We start from the raw sequence: 21991 nt of genomic DNA on the forward strand, positions 1-21991 counted from the left end.
AGGCGACGGCGCGACGGTGGCCTGACTGTGATCGTCACCGTAAGTGTGTGCCTTCATATGTGGTCTCCGTCCCAAGGCGTCACATCACGGGTCGGACCCGGGTGCGACCGCAGAGGGTGGTAAGTATCCAGTATAATGGCTATTCACGGAAAAGCCCGTTGGAGGGCGTGACAGCACCACACACGTCACATTCGCGATTTATATCGTCACTCGGACCGTGGTGAATTCCGAAAACCGACCGAGGCCGAGGCGTAGTGATGCACGGTGGCACGACTCACCGATGGATGACCCGAAACGACGACGACTCGCAGCGAAAATCGGCCCGCCGAACCGTCGAACGCGACAGTGACTGAGTCGACCGCAATAGCGCCTCGCTACTCAGTCGAGCACGAGTTCGACTGGGTAGTCAGTGAGGTTCTCGTAGCCGTCCTCGGTGACGACGACGAGGTCCTCGATGCGGACGCCGCCGACGTCGGGGTCGTAGAGGCCGGGCTCGACCGTGATCACGTGGCCCGGCTCCAGCTCGCCGCCGCCGGTGGCGAGTCGCGGCAGCTCGTGGACGTCGAGCCCGATGCCGTGGCCCGTCGAGTGGATGAAGCCGGTCTCCGTCTCCGGGTCGGTGCGGAAGGTCGGCTCGCCGGCGTCCTCGTACACCTCGCAGGCGGCCGCGTGGACCGCCTCGCCGGTGGCCCCGGGCTCGACGGCGTCGAGGGCGGCCTCGAGGGCCTCCTCGGTGAGGTCGAACCACTCCCGGACGGTCTCGGAGGGCTCGCCCTTCGAGAACGTTCGCGTCATGTCGGCGTTGTACTTCGAGGCCTTGTCCCGCGGGAAGATGTCGATAATGATCGACTCGTTGGCCTGCAGGGGCCCGGAGCCGCGGTCGTGGGGGTCAGCGGCGGCCGCCCCGCAGGCGACGATCGTCTCGTCGAGCGCGCAGCCGTGCCGGAGCAGCGTCACCTCGATCTCCTCTTTCACGCGCTCGCTCGTGAGCGGCGCGCCCTCGTACACGAGGGTGCCGGGGTCGTAGTCGGCGTCGGCGTCGCCAGCGACACCGTCCTCCCCCACAACGTCGCCCTCGCCGGCAACGTCGGCGGCGGCGATCAGGTCCTCGGCGGCTCGCATCGCGGCTTCGTTCGCGTGCTGGGCCTCCCGGATGTGGTCGATCTCGGCCTCGGTCTTGACGGCTCGAATGTCGGTCACGACGTCGTTGCGGTCGACCTCGACGTCGATCCCGCGGTCACGGAGCCCGTCGGCGGTTTCGACCGGGCCACGGGGCGGGACGATCACCGAGTCGACGTCCTTGTCCGCGACGAACTCGGCGTACATGTCGAGCTTCTCCTCGCGGCCGCCGTACTCGAAGTCGTAATCGGCATGGCGCTCAACGGTGTCGGCGGTGGCCTCCTCCGTCGCGCGGCCGTACTCCAGGCCGGAGACGAGCAGGTGGGTCCGGCCGTTCGCGCGGAGCGTCAGGAACGGATCCGGGCCGGTGAACCCGGAAATGTAGAGCTGGTCGGAGTCGTCCTGCGAGGCGTCGAGGAGATAGCCGTCGACGCCGGCGTCCTCGAGATGGTCGTCGAGTGCGGAAAGGTCCCGCTGCATACCCGACCTGCGTCGGCGCCTCCTAAAGCCGTTGTCCTCGCGGAACCCGCCGCCGGTTGCCGGGCCGGACGCATCGCGGGTTGCCGGGCCGGATGCGTCGCCGGTTGCCGGGCCGGACGCATCACGGGTTTCCGGGCCGGACGCGTCGCCGGTTGCCGCGTCGCGGTGACCCACCGACAAAACGACCCCGGTTCCCGGAGGCTCGTCGAGGCGCGAGGCTGGCTCAGTATCTGCGAAACCATTATATATGGGCTGTAGTGAGCTATGGTCCATATCGACTGGAGGTTCGGATCCGGGCTGGTCTGCTGTCATAGGCCTTCTGTCGGTTGATTTCTGGCGTCTTCGTCGAATCCTTCAGCCGACGCTTTTAAATGTCTGGCAAACCTCGTTACTGATACGGAGAACGGATCCGAGATCCATCTTTCGGACCCTCCAGCCTACTTCAGCAAAATGAGTGAAAACGTGCGAAACCACACCGGGGAGCGTGCCCGCGACGAAACCGAAGCGGAGACCGAGGAGGAACAGGAGGAGCAACTGGTCTGTCCCGAGTGTGGCGGTCAGCTGACGACCGACACCGCACACGGTGAAACCGTCTGTAGCGACTGCGGCCTCGTCGTCGACGAGGAGACGATCGACCGCGGCCCGGAGTGGCGCGCGTTCGACTCCAAGGAGAAGGACGAGAAATCCCGCGTCGGTGCCCCGACGACGAACATGATGCACGACAAGGGGCTCTCGACGAACATCGGCTGGCAGGACAAGGACGCCTACGGCAACTCGCTGTCGAGCCGCCAGCGCGAGAAGATGCAGCGGCTCCGCACCTGGAACGAGCGCTTCCGGACCCGAGACTCGAAGGAACGAAACCTGAAGCAGGCGCTCGGCGAGATCGACCGGATGGCCTCCGCGCTGGGCCTCCCCGACAACGTCCGCGAGACGTCGTCGGTCATCTACCGTCGCGCGCTCGACGAGGACCTCCTCCCCGGGCGCTCCATCGAGGGCGTCGCGACGTCCGCGCTGTACGCCGCCGCCCGACAGGCCGGAACCCCGCGGAGCCTCGACGAGATCGCGAACGTCTCCCGCGTCGAGAAGGACGAGATCGCCCGGACGTACCGCTACGTCGTCCGCGAGCTCAAACTCGAGATCCAGCCGGCCGACCCCGAGAGCTACGTCCCGCGGTTCGCCTCCGACCTCGACCTCTCCGACGAGTCGGAGCGTCGCGCGCGACAGCTCCTCTCGACGGCGAAGGAGCAGGGGATCCACTCGGGCAAATCGCCGGTCGGCCTCGCCGCGGCCGCCGTCTACGCCGCCTCGCTGCTCACCAACGAGAAGGTGACACAGAGCGAGGTCAGCGAGGTCGCGAACATCAGCGAGGTCACCATCCGGAACCGCTACCACGAGCTGCTCGAGGCCGAAGAGCAGATCGCGATGCCCTGAGACGGGCCGAACGACTGTCGCCTTTTTAAATAGCTCCTTTTGAGCCGGATACGCCGTGCATCGACCAGTCCTGTGAACGCAGTGGTATTTCGTCCTTTCTAAGGGGAGAGAATTCCCGCTGTATATAACCGCGGAGCCGTATCGCTAGACAGTGCATCCGTCTATCGCGCGAGAGCGGGCCGCCATCGGCCTCCTCACGCTGCTGGGGGTCGCGTTGGCCGGCGCCGTGCTGTTCGACGTGCTCCAGGACTGGCTCGTCCAGGGAACGTCGCTCAGGTCGACGCTCGTCGAGAACGTCGTCCCGCTCGCCCTCGCGCTCGCGATCCCCGTCGCTGCCGGCCGGCTCGCCGCCAGCGATCGCGACGCGAGCTCGCTGGTCGTGGCGACGAAGTGCGCGGTCGCCGGGTTCGCGGCGACGCTCCTCGTCGCCGGCTGGGTGATCGGCCTCCAGCTCGAACAGGGGCAGCTCAAACCGTGGACCATCGTCGTCCAGATGACCATCTTCGGCACCGCCGGTGGCCTCCTGCTCGGGACGACCGTCTGGCGGGCCGATCGGCGACGGGAGCAGCTCCGCGACGTCGAGAGCAGGTACGACGCGCTCACGGAGGCGTTTCCGGACTACGCCTTCATCTACGACACCGACGGCGAGTACCTCGACGCCATCCTCGGGTGGGAGCGCGGGGGCGGCCGGACCCACACAGCCGACGACCTGGTCGGCGAGACCGTCCACGACGTCCTCTCGCCGGAGCCGGCCGACACTATCCTCGACGCCGTTCGGGAAGCGGCCGAAACGGGATCGATCGAAACGGTGGAGTACCGGATCGAGACCGCGCGTGGCGGCCGCTGGTTCGAGGGGCGCGCGACGCCGATCGCCGAGCCCGTCGACGGCGAGGAGGCCGTCATCTTCGCGGCACGCGACGTCACGAGGCAGCACGAGCTTCGAGCGGAACTGGAAGCCCAGAACGAGCGCCTCGACCGGTTCGCGAGCATGGTCTCGCACGACCTGCGAAACCCGTTGAGCGTCGCGGAGGGACATCTGGAGCTTGTCGAGGCCGACGTGGACACCAACGCTGACGGGAACGAGCATCTCCGGAAGATAGGAGATGCCCTCGACCGCATGGAGGCCATCATCGAGGACACGCTCGTGCTGGCCCGACAGGGGCAGACGGTCTCGGAGCCCGAGCCGGTCGACGTGAGTACCGTCGCGCCGCTGTGCTGGGAGACGGTCGACACGGCGGCCGCCGAGCTCGAGGTCGTCGAACCCTTCGAGATCCGCGCCGACGAGGACCGGCTCCGGCACCTGCTGGAGAACCTGTTTCGGAACGCGGTCGAGCACGGCGGCGAAGACGTCTCTGTCAGGGTCGGCCCGATCGACGACGACGGCTTTTACGTCGCGGACGACGGGACCGGACTGCCGCCGGCGGACCGCGAGACGCTGTTCGAACACGGGTACACGACCCGGTCCGGCGGGACCGGGTTCGGCCTGACCATCGTCAGGGAGATCGCGCAGGCACACGGCTGGACGGTCGACGTCACGGAGAGCCAGCGCGGCGGCTCGCGGTTCGAGTTCACGGACGTAGACGTCGCGCGCTAGTCGGCCAGTCGATCGCGAGGTGACCTTAAAAAGCGGTCGACGGCTCGGCCGCGGGCTACAGCTCCAGTTCCGACGCCGAGTCGACGTCGAACTTGAGCACCTCAGGTTCGCCCGCGAGGAACTCGGGGAGCGCCGCCTCGAACTCCTGGAAGTGGTCCGTCTGCGTATGGGCCTCGAAGGCAGCTTCGTCCTCGTACTGCTCGAAGAAGCGGACCGTGTTCGGGTTCCCGACCTCGGTCGTGGCTCGGTAGTCGATCATGCCGTCCTCCGCCTGGGACTGCTCGACGAGGTCCGCGATCAGATCGAGTGCCTCCTCGCGCTTGTCGGGGTCGATGGGGAACGTCGCGTGTAGCACTATCATACGGAACTATCGACGGGCTAACGCCTCAAAAACCCACCCGAAGCCGGAAGCCCACGGAGTCCCGGGCGCGGTTCGAAAGACGGGATTTTACCCCCGGCGTTCGCAACGCAGCGCATGGAAACGACCCGCCACTTCACCGCGACGACGTACGTCGTCAACGACGGTGCGACGGCGCTGCACGCCCACGACCGGCTGGGGATCCACCTCCCGCCGGGGGGCCACGTCGACCGCGACGAGCTCCCGCACGAGGCCGCGATCCGCGAGGTCCGGGAAGAGACCGGGCTCGACCCCGACCTCCTCGCGACCCAGAGCGATGTCCCCGGCGAGAACAGCCGCGGGCTCCCGGAGCCAGCCCACCTCGTCCTCCACGACATCAACGTCCATCCGGACGGCCAGGTCGGCCACCAGCACATCGACCACCTCTACTTCGCCGAGGTCGACAGCCGGGAGATCGACCCGAACGGCGACGACGAGGCGAGCGTCGACGAGTGGGACTGGTACACCCCCGAGCAGCTGCGCGCGAGCGACCTCGAACCCGACGTCGTCGAGCTCGGCTGCGAGGCGATCGCGGCCGTCCGCGACCGGTAGCCCGACGGCCCGTCGCGCCAGCGATCCCATTTCGCCGAAAGCGCGTCAGACGGCTGTCCTGCGCCTCCGGAAAGTATTTGCGTCAATGCCGATGAGGAAACCCAAATGGACGCCGACCGCATCGACAGGGTGACCGGATGGGATTCCGAGTCGTTCTCGGACGGGTTCGACGGGCTCCGGGCGCTCGCGGACCGCGACTTCTCGGGAGCCGTCACGGACGGCGCTGCCTGGCTGTTCATGCTGAACGGCCGGGTCGTCGGCGTCGTCGACGGCACCCTCGAGGGGTTCGAGACGGCCTCGGGCACCGCCTACGAAGCCCCGCACGAATCGCTGCCGCTCCTCTACGCCATGCTCGAGGAGGGCGGCCGCGAGCGCGCACAGTACTACACGAACGACACGCCGCTTGCCGACGCCGACCGGAAGCTCTCCGCGGGCAACTTCACGGGCTACGTCGAGCTCTCGGAGAACGTCCTCTCGGGCGACTACTACGTCGCCTACTACGGCGGCGAGTCGCTGTCGGCCGCCTTCACGGGGAGCAGCAACGACACGCTCAAAACCGGCGAGGAGGCCTTCGAACTCGCGAACGACGAGGTCGGGATCTACACCGTTCACGAGGTCGACCTCGACGTCCGCCAGGTGCCTGACCCCGACGACGTCGGGAGCACGGGAGTCGCCGGCGGTACCGAGACCGTCGACGGCAGCGACACGGCCGCCAGCAGCGACACCGACAGCACAGACACTGATACGGACAGCGACGACCACGGCCTCGGCAACGTCGCCGCCGGTGTCGGTGGGGGCGTCACCGTCGACGACGCCGAGGACGACCCCGCGACGGACGAGGCGGACGCGACGACGGACCCGTCCGGCCCCGTCGACCCCGCACCGAGTGCGGCTGCTGACGACGCCGGCGAATCCGGAGAAATGGACGACTCACCGTCGGCCGATGCCGGGACTGAGACGGACGAACCCGAGACGAAGACCGACGAGCCAGAGACGGAACCAGCCGAGCGGACGGCCCCTGACACGGGCGCGAACTCCGCCGACGGGGAGGCTGGTTCCCCGACCGACGGCGCCGCCTCGGGGTCCCCCGGCGCGTCGTCGGCGACCGACCCCTCGGCGACTCCGGCAACCGAGTCCGAGGAGGAAGACGGGTCGGCGACGGAGGGGGACGTTCCGCCTGACGCCGACGAAGACGTCTTCTCCGAGGAGGAGGAGTGGCGGGAGACGAAATCGATCCCCGCGCTGGACCCCGACGAGTCCGCGGACGTCGTCCGCGAACAGGAGTCCGGGTCGGCAGCCCGCTCCTCACGGTCGTCGGCCGAAACCGGCGCCACCGACGGTCGCTCCTCGTCCGCCTCGGGGAGCAAGCAAGCGACCTCGGGGAAACAGGCCGCTTCGAGCAAGCAAGCTGCGGCGAGTGCGTCGACGGCGGACTCGTCCGCCGCGGGAAGCACGCGATCGGAGAAGACCGCCTCGGCGGGCGAGGCGAACGGATCCGGGGCTGGCGCCGGTTCGGAGGACGTGAACGAGCGCGAGTCGGTCAAGCGAAGCCAGCTCCACCGTCGCGTGAACCGGCTGGAGAGCGCGCTCGAGGAGACGGAGGCAAAGCGCAAGGCGCTCGTCGAGGAGCGCGACGAGGTCGCCGCCGAGCGGGACGAACTCCGCGAGACGAACGAGCGGCTCGAATCCCGCGTCGCCGAGCTCGAATCGGAGCTGGAGAGCGTCCGCGGCGAACTCCGCGAGGCTCGGGCGCAGCTCCCGGACGGCGACCAGATGATGTCGCCGGCGGACGCGCTGGACGGAACGAACCTGTTCGTGCGCTACGGCTCGCAAGGCGGCGCGACGCTGGAGAAGGCCCGCGACGACGAGGTCGACCGAGAGGAGCTGGTGAACAACCTGCAACTGGAACACCACACGAGCTTCGAGGCCGACGGCGTCGTCGTCGACGACCAGCCCTACGAGGCGTTCCTCCGGGACACGATGGAGTACGGCTTCACCCGGTGGCTCGTCGAGGACCTGCTGTTCGAGATCCAGGACACGGGCAACACGGGCGACCTCCAGGAGCTGTACGATGCGATCCCCGAGATCGACCGCGCGGAGATCGGCGGCACCGTCCAGATCGTCCACCAGGAGAACGGCGAGGAGACGCGCGAGCAGCGCGATTTCGACCTCGTCTTGCGCAACCGGATGGGGAACCCGCTGTTCGTCGCCGACCTGAACGCCAGTCGGGACCCGACGGCGAAGGGGTCGCTCGACCAGCTGGTCGAGGACTCCAGTCTCGTCGCGGAGTCCGGCGACGAGTTCGCGAGCGCGTTCGCCGTCACGTCGAGCTTCTTCAAGCCGGGCGCGCTGGAGACGGCCGACGACGCGACGGGCGGCGGGCTGCTCAGTCGGTCGAAGAAGAAGAGCTACGTCAAGATCTCACGCAAGCAGGGGTACCATCTCTGTCTCGCCGAATCGCGAGACGGCGGCTTCCACCTGACCGTGCCCGAGCTGTAACTCGCAGTCGGAGCGTCCCCGACCTCTCGTTTGCGGGGCGAAATTCAGCTGTAACGGTCTGCGGTCCCGGACGAGTTCCGGCGTTAGCTCTCGACTTCGGTCGCCGAGTCGATGCGCATCGTGCCCAGGCTGTCGACGATGTCGTCGAGCTTGTCGTCGAGCTCGTCGACGAACTCCTGGGTGCGCTCCGTCGTGATCGCTCCCTGGCTGGACGGCTCGATGAGGTTCTCCTCCTCGAGGACGCGCAGCGAGTAGCGGACCTTGTGATGGGGGTAGCCCGTCTCGTTCGACATCTTCACGATGCCGATCGGTTCGTTCTCGATCACCATCTTCAGAACCTGAAGATGCCGTTCCAGCATATCGACTTCTTTCTCTAGCCGGTCTATCATGCCATATGTTAACTCGTCATGCCAGGCTTTAAAAGTTATTGTCGGGAACGGCGTTCCCAGAAGCGTGGAATGAAAGCTATACCGTGCGAGGAGTTAACGGTTCGGGTCTGGCGTCGGTAATTCGGGGAGGCAATCGGGGAACGATCCCGACGGAGTCGGGGATCGCGGCGCCGACGAACGAGAGCTGAGCGACCCGTCGGCAGCGGCGCATCATGCACGACCGTCGATAGGTACCCCGCCTACTCCGACATCTGATCCATATCCCTGCACATCTCGTTGACCGCGACCGAAATCTGTTTACAATCCCCCCTTGAACTGAGACTGTATATGACTGTTACCATCGTCGGCTCCCAGCTGGGAGACGAGGGCAAGGGCGCCCTCGTCGACCGGTGGGGAGGGGACGCGGACGTCGTAGTCCGTTATCAGGGCGGCGACAACGCCGGCCACACCGTCGTCGAAGGCGGCGAGGAGTACAAACTGTCGCTCGTGCCGAGCGGGGCCGTTCGAGGGAAGGTCGGCGTCCTCGGCAACGGCTGTGTCGTCAACCCGCGCACGCTGTTCGACGAGATCGACGGGCTCCGCGAGAAGGGGCTCGACCCGGACGTGCGCGTCGCCCGCCGCGCTCACGTCATCATGCCGTACCACCGCGTCCTCGACGGCATCGAGGAGGAGGTGAAAGCCGAGGACGAGTCCGGCACGGAGGTCGGCACGACCGGCCGCGGCATCGGCCCGACCTACGAGGACAAGGTCGGCCGCCGCGGCGTCCGCATCGGTGACCTTGCCGACCGCGAGACGCTCCGCGAGCGCCTGGAGTACGTCGTCCCGCAGAAGCGGGCCCTGGTCGAGGACGTCCATGGACTCGAGATCGACGGCACGGACCGCGAGGACGCCTTCGACGTCGACGCCCTCCTCGAGGAGTTCGCCGAATTTGGCGAGCGCCTCGCCGACGGCGGCATGACGGTCAACTGCAGCGACTTCCTCCATCACCGCATGCAGGCGGGCGACCGCATCATGTTCGAGGGGGCGCAGGGAACCTCCATCGACATCGACCACGGTAACTACCCGTTCGTCACCTCCTCGAACCCGACCGCCGGCGGCGCGGCGGTCGGTTCGGGCGTCGGGCCAACCGTCGTCGGCCAGGGCGAGGTCGTCGGCATCGTGAAGGCGTACCTCTCCCGGGTCGGCAGTGGCCCGATGCCGACCGAACTGGACGGCGACGAGCAGGAGGAGGCCCTCGCCGACTTCATCCGCGAGAAGGGCGGGGAGTTCGGCACCGTCACGGGGCGCCCGCGCCGCATCGGGTGGCTCGACCTGCCGATGCTGCGCCACGCCTCGCGCGTGTCCGGCTTCACCGGCGTCGCCGTCAACCACGTCGACGTGCTCGCCGGGCTCGACGAGCTGAAGGTCGCCCACGCGTACGAACTCGACGGCGAGGTTATCGAGACGGTCCCCGCGACGGCCGAGGAATGGGCCCGCTGTGAGCCGATCTACCGCGAGTTCGACACCTGGGACGAGGTCGACTGGACCGCCGTCGCCGAGGCGGGCTACGACGCGCTGCCGGAAGCGACGCAGACGTACCTCGCGTACATCGCCGAGGAGGTCGACGCCGACGTGTACGCCGTGGGCGTCGGCCCGGACCGCGAGGACACCGTCGAGGTCGTCAACCCGTACAAGAAGCAGTAACGGATCGCCGCAACGGAGACGACCCAGGCGGCGCCTCGGCCCCGACCCGCAACCCGCACACTTTTGCCCGGTCCGGTGTAACCTCGCTTTATGAAGGAGTCGCTGATGGACATCATCTGCTGTCCGGTGGACAAACACGACCTCGAGCTCGAGGTCGACGACCGCGACGACGACGACGAGATCCTCCAGGGGACGCTTACCTGCACCGAGTGTGGCGAAACGTACCCCATCGAGGATGGGATCCCGAACCTGCTGCCCCCGGACATGCGCGAGGAAGCCGCGGCGTAGCGACGACCCGATTAACTCATCTCGGGACTGAAGTTTTTTCTACCGTCGGCGGAACAACGCAAACGTGCCGACACTCCCGGTCGAGCTGAACAGGGACGGCGTCTACTCGATCCAGGCTCCCACGGAGTTCACCACGACGGAACCGTTCACCATCGAGCTCCGGAACCGGGGACAGCCAGTCCACGTTCACCTCAACGTCGACGACGAGCTCGCCCGCGTCGCGAAGCCGGCCGCGACCAGTCACTACGTCGACGCGAACTCGATCACGCGGGTCCGCGTCGACACGCGAGAGCCCGCGCAGCCGACGGGCGGGAAACTGAAGATCGCCGCGGGCCACGGCTCCGAGACACACTACGTCGACGTCGCGGTCGAACCGGTTCCCGAGGAGGAACAGCCGGTGATCCTCGACGAGGATCTCGCGAAGCCCGCGACCGACGAGTCGACGAGCTCCTCGGAGTCGCCGGTCGAGGCCGTCGCCGATGCGCTCCCGGACCGGTCCGCGATCCCGCGGATCACTGCCGCGCACGTGTTCGTCGCCCTCGCCGTCGCGGCCGCGATCCTCGTCGGCGTCCTCGTTCGGAGTACGGTCGTGACTCTGGGCGTCTTGGTCGTCATCGTCGCCGCGGTCGGCGCGCTGGCCGTGCTGCAGTCTGACTCCCGGTCCGGGTCGCCGTAGCAGCGGTGCGACGACCAGTGCGTCCGCTAGCGTCACGACAGTCATCACGATACAGGGAATGGTCCGACACGAAACCGAGACGGTCGCCAGTCGAGTAGCACGCCGATGAAGCGCCGCGCCCTCCTTTCCCTCGGTGTCACCGCGCTGGCGGGCGGTTGCCTCGACGGGGGACGGCCCCGGCCGCGACCGCGGATCGCGTGGATCTGGCTACGAAACGACCGTGACGAACCGAACGACGTGACCGTCGTCGTCAGGGAATCCGGCGACGCGGTGTTCGCCGAAACGTACCGGTTGGGAACGACTCCGGACACTGCATCCGTCAACGTGGAGGAACCGGTCGACGAGCCGGGCGACTACGTCGTTCGGGCCACGGTCGACGGCGAAACTCGCGAGGTCAACGTTGCGGACCACGTCGACGGCGACGAGAACTGTGTCGGGGTTCGGGTCACTCTGCTCGATAACGGCGGCGTCGATTACTGGACGAAATCAATGCAACAATGTTAGATCGATCCGCGACCGCCCCCCGAGTGGGTCAGCCTATCCGGGAACCACCAGTCGACGGGATTCCGGACCTGTCGAGCACAGCTACTCGTCCACGTCCGGGTCCGTCGGGACGCCCCCGAGGTTCCCGTCCTCGTCGAACCGCTTCGCCCGGAGGAAGCGGGCGCGATAGCGGTTCGCCCCCTCGCCGAGGTCGGCCTCGCGGATCTCCTCGGTGCGGCCGTCCGCGACGGCGTCGATAATCTCCTCGACCTGCTCCTTCTCGCTGGGCGTGAGCTCGAACTCGTAGGTCCGCTCGGCCTCGGCCTCGAGCTTCGTCCACTTGCGGGCCGCGCTGACGACGACCGAGCAGGGCTCCCGGCACGGGAACTCGCCGTCGCCGCCGTCGGCCTCGAGCTCGGTGTCCGCGTCGTACTGCCACTCGCGACGCTTCACACACTGGGAGTCGTCACAGCAGGCCTCCGCGACCCACTCGACGTGCTCGTGGCCCTCCTGGCGGTCCCAGGTTTCGATGAGGCCGTACATCCCCGTCTGGCGCTGCATCGTCTCGTGCCAGTGGGAGACGTCGAGCTCGCCGCGCCGCTCGCGGTCCCAGTTGGCGACGGTAGCCGGGTAGATCGTCTCGACCGTCTCGTAGGCGTCGCGCTGGTCGAGGTCCGCAAAGGCCCAGCCCGTCGGCAGCGACGGCGCCGTCTTCAGCGGCCGGTAACGGCCGTCGTCGTCGAACTTGACGAGCCGGCGGGCGTCTTCCGGCCGGTCGTGGACGTCGAGGTCCGCTCGGTCGGCGCCGGCCTCGTCGGCGTGGCGAACCTCGTAGCGGCGCGTGCCGTCGTCCGCGAGCGTCACCGTGACGAGCAGCTGCCCCCACTCGCGCTGGACGCCCGCCGCGAGGCCGGCGTAGCGGTCGCGGACGGCCGACGCGGCGTCGACGCCGCGCTGTTCGGGTGGCGACTCGCCCGGATACGCGCCGGTTTCGAGCCAGTAGAGGTAGGACCGCCGCGGGCCCGCGTCGCCGACGACGCTCTCCCAGAAGTGCCAGTTGGAGACGACCGCCGCGTAGTCGGCGGCGACGTCGCGGAAGGCGGCCTCGTCCAGACCGCTCCAGCTCTCGTCGCCGGCTTCGAACGCGTAGCCGTCCTCGGTGCGGGCGACGCGAAGGCCCTCGAAGTTGAGCGCCTCGTCGCTACCGAGCGAATCGGCCGCGCGCAGGAGCGCGTCGACGGCGGCGTCGGTCAGGCTGACGGCCGGTGCTTTGGCGGACTCCCCGGCCGCGTCGGCGGCGGATGGCGACTGCCCCATCTCAGTCCCCCGTGGCGACGCGAGTCGTTTCACGCACTTCCTCGAGCGAGTCGCCAAGGTCGGCGCCGGCGTCGGCGGCGCGTTCGAGGATGACGTCCGCCATCAGCGGCTCCGTGCCGACGGCGCCCGCGTACCAGATGCGGTGGCCGTCGACCTCGCTGGGGACGTCGTAGCCGGTGCGGTAGTCGTCGGTGAGGCCCATGTCCTCGGGGATGTCCTCCTGCGTGTGGAAGCCGTCCGCGACGAACAGCGGGACGACGACAATGTCGTCGGCCTCGAAGAAGTCGGCCACGTCGTCGACCTCTGGGTCCTCGTCCATGTAGAGCGCTTTCACCTCGTCGAAGCGGTCGAGCTCGCGGAGGCGGTCGGCGTGGTACTCGATGGCCTTCGCGGAGTTCTCGTTGCGCTCCGTGCCGTGGCCGACGACGGCGAAGCCGAAGCCGTCGCCGACGTCGGGATCGCCGGTGACCGTCTCCGCGCGGCGCACGAGCACGTCCGTCATCGACTCGTGGGTGCCCACTGGGCCACAGTAGTGGACCTCCCGGCCGATGTCCTCGGCGACGAGCGTCGCGGTATCCGCGGAGAGCCCGTCGGAGTCCCACTCGGCGACGTCCCACCCGGAGAGGCGGAGCTCGCGGGGGATCACCTGCTCCGTGAAGTAGCCCTCCGAGATGAACAGCGGGACGACGTACACCTCGTCACCTTCGACCGTGCGAAGCACCTCCCGGATGTGGGGCTCCTCCTTCCAGAAGCCCGTCCTGACCTCGTCGAACGCGCCGACGGAGCGGATGGTGTCCGCGTGCTCGTACGTCGGCGTACTGGAGTCCGGATTTAAATGTGACCCGTGTGCGACGATGACGAGAGACTGCATACTCCCAGTAGGGACGCGCCGTTCTTAGGGACTTCGGAGACGACGAACCCGCGTCGGTGTGATCGGGCACTGTCTCCGAACATGGTCGGCCGGATCGAGGGTCGTTCGACGCGCTTCCGGCTGCAAGTCCCGCCGGCCGTGTTCGGGTTCGTCTCGCGATCCCTCCCTCCGAGCTAACTCGGAAGACCGGGGACGACTTCGACGTTCTGTGTCGAGTTCGAGTTTCGAACTTCAAACATAAACACACGAAAACAGCAAAACCACGCCAGTCAATCTCCCTCGACATCTATTTATAATGCGCAAGACATAGTATATTTAATGACAACAGAGTCAAGCTACGGCGTCGAGCGGCGTGACGTACTGAAAGGCGTCGGAGCGGCAGGGCTGGCGGGACTGGCGGGCTGTATGGGTGGCTCCTCGGGCGAACAGATCTCCTGGCACGCCGGCGGCCAGTCCGGGACGTACTACCCGCTCTCGAACGAGTTCAAGACGATCGTCGACGGCAACACCGACCACTCGCTGACGGTCCAGTCGACCGGCGCCTCCGTCGAGAACGTCGGGAGCCTGGGGTCGGGCGACGCCGACTTCGCGCTGATCCAGAACGACGTCGCGTACTTCGCGCGGAACGGCACGAGCCTCGAGACGTTCGAGGGGAACCCCGTCGAGAGTCTGCGCGGCGTCGCGACGCTGTACCCGGAGACGATCCACATCGTCGTGCGCCCCGACGCCGGCATCGAGTCGCTGTCGGACATGGAGGGGAAGTCGATCAACACCGGCGACCTCGGCTCCGGGACGCAGGTGAACGCGCTCCAGATCCTCGAGACCGTCGGCATCACCACCGACGACTTCGACCAGCAGAACGCCGACTTCGGCACTGCCGCGGACCAGCTCCGCGACGGCGACGTCGAGGCAGCGTTCGTCGTCGGCGGCTGGCCGGTCGGCGCGGTGGCCGACCTCGCCGAGACGGCCGACGTCGAGCTGCTTAACCTCGATAGCGACACCCGCGACGACCTGAAGGATGCGGCGTCCTGGTTCGCGGACGACACCATTCCCGCCGGGACGTACTCGGACATCGACCAGGAAGTCAACACGGTCTCCGTGCAGGCGATGATCGCCACGCGCGCGGACTACAGCGCCGACGTCGTCGAGGCCGTCACGGCGGCCATCTTCGACAACCTCGGCGAGTTGACGATCAAGACGGACTTCATTAGCGTCGACACCGCACAGGACGGTATGTCCATCGAACTGCACGAAGGCGCCGCTCGCTACTTCGAGTAACGCCGTGGTTCGGCGTTCGACAGCCGCCCTGTTGGCGCTTTTCGCTGTCCTCCTGGCGACGTCCGTCGCCGTGGGGGCACCGACCGACCACCGGATCGTGGTCGAGTCCGCCGAGGGCGAACCCCTCATCGTGAGCGACGCCGACGGCTTCGTCCTCGAGTACACACACAGCGTCGAGAAGACGCCGGTGATCGAGACGTACGAGCGCCAGGGTGAGTCGCTCGTGATGACGCGGATGGAGTTCTCCTCGTACGGCGCCGGACTCCCGTCGACGGCCGACGTGAACCACACCGCGAACGACACCTTCGTCTTCCAGCCGAACGACTCGACTGAAGAGCTGTACGTGAAGCCCGGGCGTATCGCCGGCCACGAGATCCGCTTCGGTTCGGAGACGTACGATCTCGTCGCGTTGTCGGACGCCGAAACCGTCCGGATCTACGTGACGACGCGACCGACGATCTTCCAAACGAGTTCAGCATGGGTCTAAACGACGATACCGACGACGAATCGAATAGCCCCGACCGTCCAGGCGGCGACGCGGACGACTCGAACCGACCGATCGACGGCGACGCGGACGACTCGAACCGACCAGTCGACGGCGACGCGGACAGCTCGAGTGCCAGCGACGACGGTTCGAACCCCAGCAATGCCGCCACCGACGAAGTGTACACGGGTCCCGAGGAGGATATGCAGGAGATCGACCCGGACGACGCGTCGCTGTCCCGCGACGAGACCGAGGAGGTGCTCGACGAGATCGAGCGAAAGCGCTCGCTCCGCGGCGTCGCAACCATCGCAGTCACGCTCATCGCGATCGCGTTCTCGGCGTTCCAGATGGCCATCGCGGCGCGCTCGTTCACTTTTCGCGTCACGATACCGCTCTTAGAGCGCCAGGTCGAGATCTTCGCGCTCCAGCAGCTGCAGGCCAACGCGATCCACGTCGCCTTCGCGCTGACGCTCGCGTTCCTGCTGTTCCCGACCACCCACGGCGAGGGACCCGCCGCCCGGCGCCTGGGCGCCGCCGCCGACCGCGTGGCGGCAGCTACCGGCGACGCGGGCGCAACCGTGGTCGGCCGGCTCCGCGCGGGGGCCCGCTGGTTCGCCGTCGACGCCGACGGCGACCGGGTCACCCCCGCCGACGTGACGATGATCGGCCTCTCGCTGCTGACGCCGATCTACATGCTCAACGAGTTCGACGAGATCCGGACGGTCATCCGGTCGCGCGGGATCCAGAACGCCCGGCCGATCGCCGAGGTCTTCCCGATCCTCGAGGCGCCGCTGTCGGCGCTCGCGGCGGTGGGCGTTCCGTTCGTCGAGGCACCGTACGCGCTGTTGCTCGGAACGGTCGGCGTCCTGCTCGTGCTCGAGGCGACGCGGCGCGCGCTCGGCACGTTCCTCGCCGGGCTCGTCGCGACGTTCATCGTCTACGCGATGTTTGGGCACCTCATTCCGCGCGCGCTTCCCGCCGTGGGCATCTTCGCGATCCCGCAACTCTCCTGGGGGAGCATCGTCCAGGACCTCTGGTTCACTACGCAGGGCGTGTTCGGCATCCCCGTGACGGTCTCCGTCCGGTTCATCTACATCTTCATCCTCTTCGGCGCGTTCCTGGAGATGTCCGGCGCCGGGAAGTGGTTCATCGACTTCGCGTACGCGCTCACGGGCTCGCGGCGCGGCGGCCCGGCGAAGGCCTCCGTCGTCGCCTCGGGCTTCATGGGGATGCTCTCCGGCTCCTCCATCGCGAACACGGTGACGACCGGCGCGTTCACCATTCCGCTGATGAAACGCTCCGGCTACTCGCCGGAGTTCGCGGGCGGCGTCGAGTCGTCGGCCTCCTCCGGCGGCCAGATCCTCCCACCGGTGATGGGGGCGGCCGCGTTCCTCATCGTCGAGTACACGGGGACGCCGTACGGCGAGGTCATCGTCGCCGCCGCGGTCCCCGCCATCGCCTTCTTCTTCGGGATGTGGGTGATGGTCCACCTCGAGGCCGCCAGACACGACATCGGCGGCCTCGACCGCTCGGCGTTGCCGCAGGTCCGTGACCTCCTGCGCCGTGGCTGGTTCTACCTCGTCCCCATCGCGCTGCTGCTGTACTTCCTCGTCGTCGTCCGGCTCTCCGTCGGCCGGTCCGGGTGGTACACGATCATCGCTATCGTGGCGCTGGTCTCGTTCGTCGCGGCGTACACCCGCGGCAACCGACTGCTCCTGGTCGCCGGTCTCGCCGCCGCCTTCGGTGTCCAGACCCTCTCGTACGCGACGCTCGGGGTTGGCCTCTGGGGGACCCTGACTGGAGCCTCCGCGCCGGCGCTCGCACTGCCGGCCGCCGCGCGGGCCGCAGCCGGCGCCATCGGCCCGATCACGATCGCGGTCTCGATGGCCCTCCTGCTCCTCAAGCCCGACACGGATTCGTCGCTACTTGAACTCGATCCCGGCGTCGACGAGGCGGCCGAGTCGTCGGCCGCCGCCTTCGGCCGGCCGAGCCTGGCGGAGAACCAGGCGTACCGGCTCGCCGCGTTCGTCGTGAAGTCGATGGAGTCCGGCGCGAAGACGGCGACGACCGTCGTGGTTGCGGTCGCGGCCGCCGGCGTGATCCCCGGCGTGATCAGCGTCTCCGGGCTCGGCCCGAACCTCACGTCGCTCATCGTCACGCTGTCGGGCGGCTCGCTGATCCTCCTGCTGCTCATCGCCGGCATCTCCGCGCTCATCCTCGGGCTCGGGATGCCGACGACGGTGATGTACATCCTGCTCGTCGCGACGCTCGGCGGGGCCCTGGAGGGGCTCGGCATCCCGCTGCTGGCCGCGCACCTGTTCGTGCTCTACTTCGGGCTGATGGCGGACGTGACCCCGCCCGTCGCCGTCGCCGCCTACGCCGCGGCCGGCGTCGCGAACGCCGACGAGTGGGCGACCGGGAAGATCGCCTTCCTGCTGTCGCTCAACAAAGTGCTGGTCCCCTTCGCGTTCGTGCTGTCGCCGGGGATCGTCCTGCTGCGCCGGGTCGACGGCGAAGTGCGACTGATCTCGTTCGCGGACGTCCTCGACATCCCGTTCTTCCTGCTCGAGGTGCTGATCCCCATCGTCGGCATGTTCGCCGGCGTCTGGGCGCTCAGCGTGACGATCATCGGCTTCCTCGACGACGAGGTGACCGGCGCGAAGCGCGTCGGCTTCGCGCTCGCCTCGGTGCTGCTGATGGTGCCGGCGCTGCTGCTCTCGCCCGTTGGCAGCCTCCTCGGCGTCGCCGGCGTCGACGTCACCCTGTACACGGTGACGACGGACGTCGTCGCGCGTGGGCTCGGCGGGCTACTCCTCGTCGGTCTCGTCGCGAAGCTCCGCGGGATCGGCCCCGTCGCCGAGGCCTGACTCGGCGCTAACGCCGAGGCCTGACCCGGCGCCACCACCGCTCTTTTATAAGACGATTTCACGCCAGGGGCAGCCACCGTATCGCGCTCACTCAGCGACGGCCGCGCTCGTCCCCGCCGGCGGCTCCCAGCGAATCACGAGCAGCACCAGGAACGCGCCCACGACAGCGATGCCTGCGAGCAACAGCCAGCTCGCCCGATAGCTCGTCGTATCCGCGAGGAAACCGAACGCCGGCGGGGCCACCAGCGCGCCGCTCGTCAGCGCGAGCTGGCCGCCGGCCGTGGCACCGCCCATGCCGTCGGCCGGGACGAGCGTCGCCATACAGGAGTAGTAGACCCCGGTACAGCCCAGGATGAAGAAGCCGAGCGTGGAGAAGGCGACCGCGGCCCCGAGTTCGGAGGTCGTCGACGCGACGCCGACGAACAGGCCGGCGCTGGCGACGAGCTGGCCCAGGAGCAGCCCGCCGATCCGGACCCGCGGTTCGCCGGGGAGCGCGTCCGAGAGCCACCCGAACAGCAGCCGGCCCGCGCTCCCGAACAGCTGGACGCTGGCGAGGACGACCCCGCCGTACGCGACGGTCGAGCCGACCGATTCGTGGACGTAGAGAACGGTGTACCCGGTCGTCGTGAACAGCGCCGCGCCGACGAACACGCCCGCGGCGACCAGCGCGAGGTACGGGCGGTTGTCCAGCAGCGTCCGGAAGTCCGGCAGCTCCGCGGCCGCGCTCCCGCCGCTGCCCCGGTAGAAGGTATAAAAGGCGCCCGCGACGACGACGCCGACGGCGCTCGCGACGAGGAACCCGGCCTGCCAGGCCCAGTAGCCCGCGAGCCCAGTCACGAGCAGTGCGCTGAGGCCGCTGCCCCCGGTGACGCCCACCTGCTTGATGCCAATCGCGGTGTTTTGTTTTCCGGCAGCGACGTTGTCGAAGATGGCCTTGTTCGTGCCCGGGATGGCGGTCCCGTAGACGGACCCGAGCACGAAGACGGCCGCGAGCAGTAGCGCGTACGACGGGGCCCCGGCCACGAGCAACGTCCCCGCCGCGAGGCCGAGGAGGCCGAGCGAGAGCGTCCGCCGCTCGCCGTAGCGGTCCGTCGCCACGCCGAGCGGGAGGAGAAACACCGCATAGCCCAGCGTGAGCGTCGTCACGACGAGCCCGACCTGGAAGCGTGTCAGCCCGAACGCCTCCCTGAGGAACGGCGTCGCCGCGAAGACGGTGTAGTAACAGAGACTCGCCGACACCTGCCACAGCGTCACCAGCGACACCCTTCGCCAGTACGCGCGGTCCATCGAGTATCGGTCCTTACCGGAGGGGGCCTCTGAGTATGTCGGTGACGGCAAGCGTCTCGCCGTCCGCTCGTCCCTCCTGACGACTGGTCGCTCCCGAACGAAACGACCATTAGCTGGGGTCGCGTTCGCTTTCGGCATGTCACTGGCAGCCGAGACCCGGGCGGCCGCCCGCGAGCGCCCGTTCCTCGTGACGGCGTTACGGGCCGGCGTCGTCAACTTCACCGCCGCGGCGGAGTGGCTGGCCGACGAGGTCGCGCTCGACGGCGACACCGAGGCGGTCGCGACGGCGCTCAGCCGCTTCGCCGACGACCTCCCCCCGCTGGAAGCGACGGGCCGTCGCGTCAGCGTCGCGATGCGGAGCGGCGTCGGAATCGTCGACATCGCGGACGGTGGAGCGGCCACCGGCGACGACCGCGACGGCCCCCCACTCCTCCGCGTCGGCGACACGGCCGTCGTTCCCGAGGGGGACCACACCGCCATCGTCGCGACCGGGGACGTCGACGCGGCCGCGCTCGCGAACGCCCTCGCCGTCGTCGCCACCGCCGACGTCGAGGTTCGCGCTGCCGGCGTCGGCGGCTCGACGCTGGTCGTCGTCGTCGGTCGCCGCGACGGCGCCGACGCGGTCCGGAAGGTGGAGGCCGCCCTCGAGCGCGTCCCGGATTTATAAGCGGAGTGGGGCGTCGTCGGTAGCGCCGTCGCGACCGCCGCCCTCGCGGTGCTTTACGTCCTTCCCGCCGACGACTTGCCACAGCTTTCGACATTTTCAAACGTCGGACGCGGGAACACATCCACGATGCCACTTTCCGTGACCAACACCCTGACAGGCGACACCGAGGAGTTCACGGCCGACGACGACGTCCTGCTGTACGTCTGTGGGTTGACGGTCTCGGACGACCCGCACCTGGGCCACGCCCGGCTGTGGGTTCACGCGGACATCGTCCACCGCTGGCTCGCTCACCTCGGCTATGACGTGCGCCACGTCGAGAACGTCACGGACGTCAACGAGAAGATCACCGCCCGCGCCGGCGAGCGCCCCGAGTGGGGCGGCGAGGCCGACGTCGCCGAGACGTTCACGGCCGAGGTGTTCGAGGCGATGCGCGGCCTCAACCTGGAGCGCGCGGAGGTGTACCCCCGCGTCTCCGAGCACGTCCCGGAGATCGTCGACCTCATCGAGACGCTCGTCGAGACGGGCCACGCCTACGAGGCCGACGGCTCCGTCTACTTCGACGTCACCAGCTACGAGGAGTACGGCAAGCTCTCGAACCAGGAGCTCGAGGAGCTGGAGGCGCAGGGCGAGCCGGACGAGCGCGCCGAGAAGCGCCACCCCTCCGACTTCGCGCTCTGGAAGGCCGGCGGCGTGAGCGAGGAGGCTGTCGAGGAGCACGCGAAACACGAGCACGAGGGCGCGCTCCCCGAGGGCCAGACCTGGGACTCGCCGTGGGGCGAGGGCCGCCCTGGCTGGCACATCGAGTGCTCCGCGATGTCGACGACGCACCTCGGCGACACGCTCGACATCCACATGGGCGGGCGCGACCTCGTCTTCCCGCACCACGAGAACGAGATCGCGCAATCGGAGGCGGCCACCGGCGAGCAGTTCACCCGGTACTGGCTCCACGCCGGCCTGCTGTCGATGGAGGGCGAGAAGATGTCCTCCTCGATCGGCAACTTCTGGACGGTGCCGGACGCGCTCGACGAACTCGGCGTCAACGTCATCCGGACCTTCTACGCCGGCGCGGCCTACCGGTCCGAGCAGGCGCTGACGGACGAAACCATCACGGAGGCCGAGCAGCGCTGGGAGCGCCTCTCACGCACCTACGACAGCGCCGTCGAGGCCGTCGACTCCGTGGACGCGCACACGAAGGTCGAGGACCACGCGCTCCGTGGCGCCGTCGAGGACACCCGCGAGGAGTTCACCGCCGCGATGAACGACGACTTCAACGTCCGCGAGGCGATGACCGCGCTGCTGGACCTCACCGACGCGGTGAACCGCCACCTCGACGAGGGGACCGAGTACGACTACCGCGGGCTGCGACGCGCCGTCGAGACGTTCGAGGAGCTCGGCGGCGACGTGATCGGCCTCCAGTTCGGGACCGAGACCGCGGGCGAGGCCGAGCTCGCCGAGGAGCTGGTCGAGCTCGTGCTCGACGTCCGTGAGGCGGAGCGGGAGGCCGGCAACTACGAGCGCGCGGACGAGCTCCGCGACGCGCTCGAGGAGGTCGGCGTCGAGGTGCAGGACAGCCCCGAAGGCCCGACCTACCGGCTCTCCTGAGACGGCCACGGGAGCCCGGGCGCGGAA

19 protein-coding genes are annotated in these 21991 nt (G+C 68.3%); 13 read left to right on the forward strand and 6 right to left on the reverse strand.

The window, feature by feature from the left end:
• Positions 1 to 378: 378 nt before the first annotated feature.
• On the reverse strand, positions 379 to 1599 hold the full coding sequence (locus tag ACQE3M_RS07680; RefSeq protein WP_430505008.1) for a M24 family metallopeptidase: 1221 nt from the start codon (positions 1597 to 1599) through the stop codon (positions 379 to 381).
• A gap of 450 nt (positions 1600 to 2049) precedes the next feature.
• Between ACQE3M_RS07680 and ACQE3M_RS07685 the strand changes: the two genes are divergently transcribed.
• Together ACQE3M_RS07685 and ACQE3M_RS07690 are read left to right on the forward strand one after the other, a co-directional pair.
• A complete protein-coding gene (locus tag ACQE3M_RS07685) occupies positions 2050 to 3030 on the forward strand; it encodes a transcription initiation factor IIB (RefSeq protein WP_430505009.1) in 981 nt (326 codons plus the stop codon).
• Positions 3031 to 3181: 151 nt separating this feature from the next.
• The gene (locus ACQE3M_RS07690; RefSeq protein ID WP_430505010.1) at positions 3182 to 4624 is read left to right on the forward strand and encodes a sensor histidine kinase; all 1443 of its coding nucleotides are present in this window, start codon (positions 3182 to 3184) and stop codon (positions 4622 to 4624) included.
• A gap of 55 nt (positions 4625 to 4679) precedes the next feature.
• Here ACQE3M_RS07690 and ACQE3M_RS07695 read toward each other — a convergent pair whose 3' ends face one another.
• Entirely contained in the window at positions 4680 to 4985 is a 306-nt protein-coding gene (locus ACQE3M_RS07695; protein WP_430505011.1) for a putative quinol monooxygenase, read from the reverse strand.
• A 114-nt stretch (positions 4986 to 5099) separates the two neighbouring features.
• Here ACQE3M_RS07695 and ACQE3M_RS07700 point away from each other — a divergent pair, with 114 nt between their 5' ends.
• Complete coding sequence (locus tag ACQE3M_RS07700; protein WP_430505012.1) at positions 5100 to 5573, forward strand: NUDIX hydrolase; 474 nt, start codon at positions 5100 to 5102, stop codon at positions 5571 to 5573.
• A 105-nt stretch (positions 5574 to 5678) separates the two neighbouring features.
• Complete coding sequence (locus ACQE3M_RS07705; protein ID WP_430505013.1) at positions 5679 to 8072, forward strand: DUF7527 domain-containing protein; 2394 nt, start codon at positions 5679 to 5681, stop codon at positions 8070 to 8072.
• A gap of 83 nt (positions 8073 to 8155) precedes the next feature.
• Here the strand turns inward: ACQE3M_RS07705 and ACQE3M_RS07710 are convergent, their stop codons facing one another.
• The gene (locus ACQE3M_RS07710; protein WP_430505014.1) at positions 8156 to 8461 is read right to left on the reverse strand and encodes a hypothetical protein; all 306 of its coding nucleotides are present in this window, start codon (positions 8459 to 8461) and stop codon (positions 8156 to 8158) included.
• A 327-nt stretch (positions 8462 to 8788) separates the two neighbouring features.
• On the opposite strand from ACQE3M_RS07710, the gene ACQE3M_RS07715 reads away from it, so the two are divergent.
• From ACQE3M_RS07715 to ACQE3M_RS07730, 4 genes are all read left to right on the forward strand, one after another.
• Entirely contained in the window at positions 8789 to 10144 is a 1356-nt protein-coding gene (locus ACQE3M_RS07715; RefSeq protein ID WP_430505015.1) for an adenylosuccinate synthase, read from the forward strand.
• 90 nt (positions 10145 to 10234) lie between these two features.
• The gene (locus ACQE3M_RS07720; protein WP_430505016.1) at positions 10235 to 10432 is read left to right on the forward strand and encodes a methytransferase partner Trm112; all 198 of its coding nucleotides are present in this window, start codon (positions 10235 to 10237) and stop codon (positions 10430 to 10432) included.
• A 64-nt stretch (positions 10433 to 10496) separates the two neighbouring features.
• Complete coding sequence (locus ACQE3M_RS07725; protein ID WP_430505017.1) at positions 10497 to 11108, forward strand: DUF7524 family protein; 612 nt, start codon at positions 10497 to 10499, stop codon at positions 11106 to 11108.
• 105 nt (positions 11109 to 11213) lie between these two features.
• A complete protein-coding gene (locus ACQE3M_RS07730; protein ID WP_430505018.1) occupies positions 11214 to 11612 on the forward strand; it encodes a hypothetical protein in 399 nt (132 codons plus the stop codon).
• Between the two features lie 81 nt (positions 11613 to 11693).
• Here ACQE3M_RS07730 and ACQE3M_RS07735 read toward each other — a convergent pair whose 3' ends face one another.
• A complete protein-coding gene (locus tag ACQE3M_RS07735) occupies positions 11694 to 12908 on the reverse strand; it encodes a DR2241 family protein (protein ID WP_430505019.1) in 1215 nt (404 codons plus the stop codon).
• Between the two features lies 1 nt (position 12909).
• Positions 12910 to 13779, reverse strand: a complete 870-nt coding sequence (locus ACQE3M_RS07740; protein ID WP_430505020.1) for a CbiX/SirB N-terminal domain-containing protein — start codon at positions 13777 to 13779, stop codon at positions 12910 to 12912.
• A gap of 318 nt (positions 13780 to 14097) precedes the next feature.
• On the opposite strand from ACQE3M_RS07740, the gene ACQE3M_RS07745 reads away from it, so the two are divergent.
• From ACQE3M_RS07745 to ACQE3M_RS07755, 3 genes are all read left to right on the forward strand, one after another.
• Positions 14098 to 15057: a TAXI family TRAP transporter solute-binding subunit gene (locus tag ACQE3M_RS07745; RefSeq protein ID WP_430505021.1), complete on the forward strand. Its 960-nt coding sequence runs from the start codon at positions 14098 to 14100 to the stop codon at positions 15055 to 15057.
• 70 nt (positions 15058 to 15127) lie between these two features.
• The gene (locus ACQE3M_RS07750) at positions 15128 to 15544 is read left to right on the forward strand and encodes a DUF1850 domain-containing protein (RefSeq protein ID WP_430505022.1); all 417 of its coding nucleotides are present in this window, start codon (positions 15128 to 15130) and stop codon (positions 15542 to 15544) included.
• Positions 15535 to 18408 carry a TRAP transporter permease gene (locus tag ACQE3M_RS07755; protein ID WP_430505023.1) on the forward strand — a complete coding sequence of 958 codons (2874 nt, stop codon included), beginning with the start codon at positions 15535 to 15537 and terminating at the stop codon, positions 18406 to 18408. The genes ACQE3M_RS07750 and ACQE3M_RS07755 overlap by 10 nt, the downstream gene beginning before the upstream one ends.
• Positions 18409 to 18495: 87 nt before the next feature.
• Here ACQE3M_RS07755 and ACQE3M_RS07760 read toward each other — a convergent pair whose 3' ends face one another.
• The gene (locus tag ACQE3M_RS07760; protein WP_430505024.1) at positions 18496 to 19695 is read right to left on the reverse strand and encodes an MFS transporter; all 1200 of its coding nucleotides are present in this window, start codon (positions 19693 to 19695) and stop codon (positions 18496 to 18498) included.
• Positions 19696 to 19831: 136 nt separating this feature from the next.
• Between ACQE3M_RS07760 and ACQE3M_RS07765 the strand changes: the two genes are divergently transcribed.
• Together ACQE3M_RS07765 and cysS are read left to right on the forward strand one after the other, a co-directional pair.
• Entirely contained in the window at positions 19832 to 20362 is a 531-nt protein-coding gene (locus tag ACQE3M_RS07765; protein WP_430505025.1) for a DUF7523 family protein, read from the forward strand.
• 126 nt (positions 20363 to 20488) lie between these two features.
• Complete coding sequence (gene cysS, locus ACQE3M_RS07770) at positions 20489 to 21964, forward strand: cysteine--tRNA ligase (RefSeq protein ID WP_430505026.1); 1476 nt, start codon at positions 20489 to 20491, stop codon at positions 21962 to 21964.
• Positions 21965 to 21991 lie beyond the last annotated feature (27 nt).

The sequence above is a fragment of the Halosubterraneus shenae genome, assembly GCF_050510935.1.
Taxonomy (GTDB): Archaea; Halobacteriota; Halobacteria; order Halobacteriales; family Haloferacaceae; genus JBDGPU01.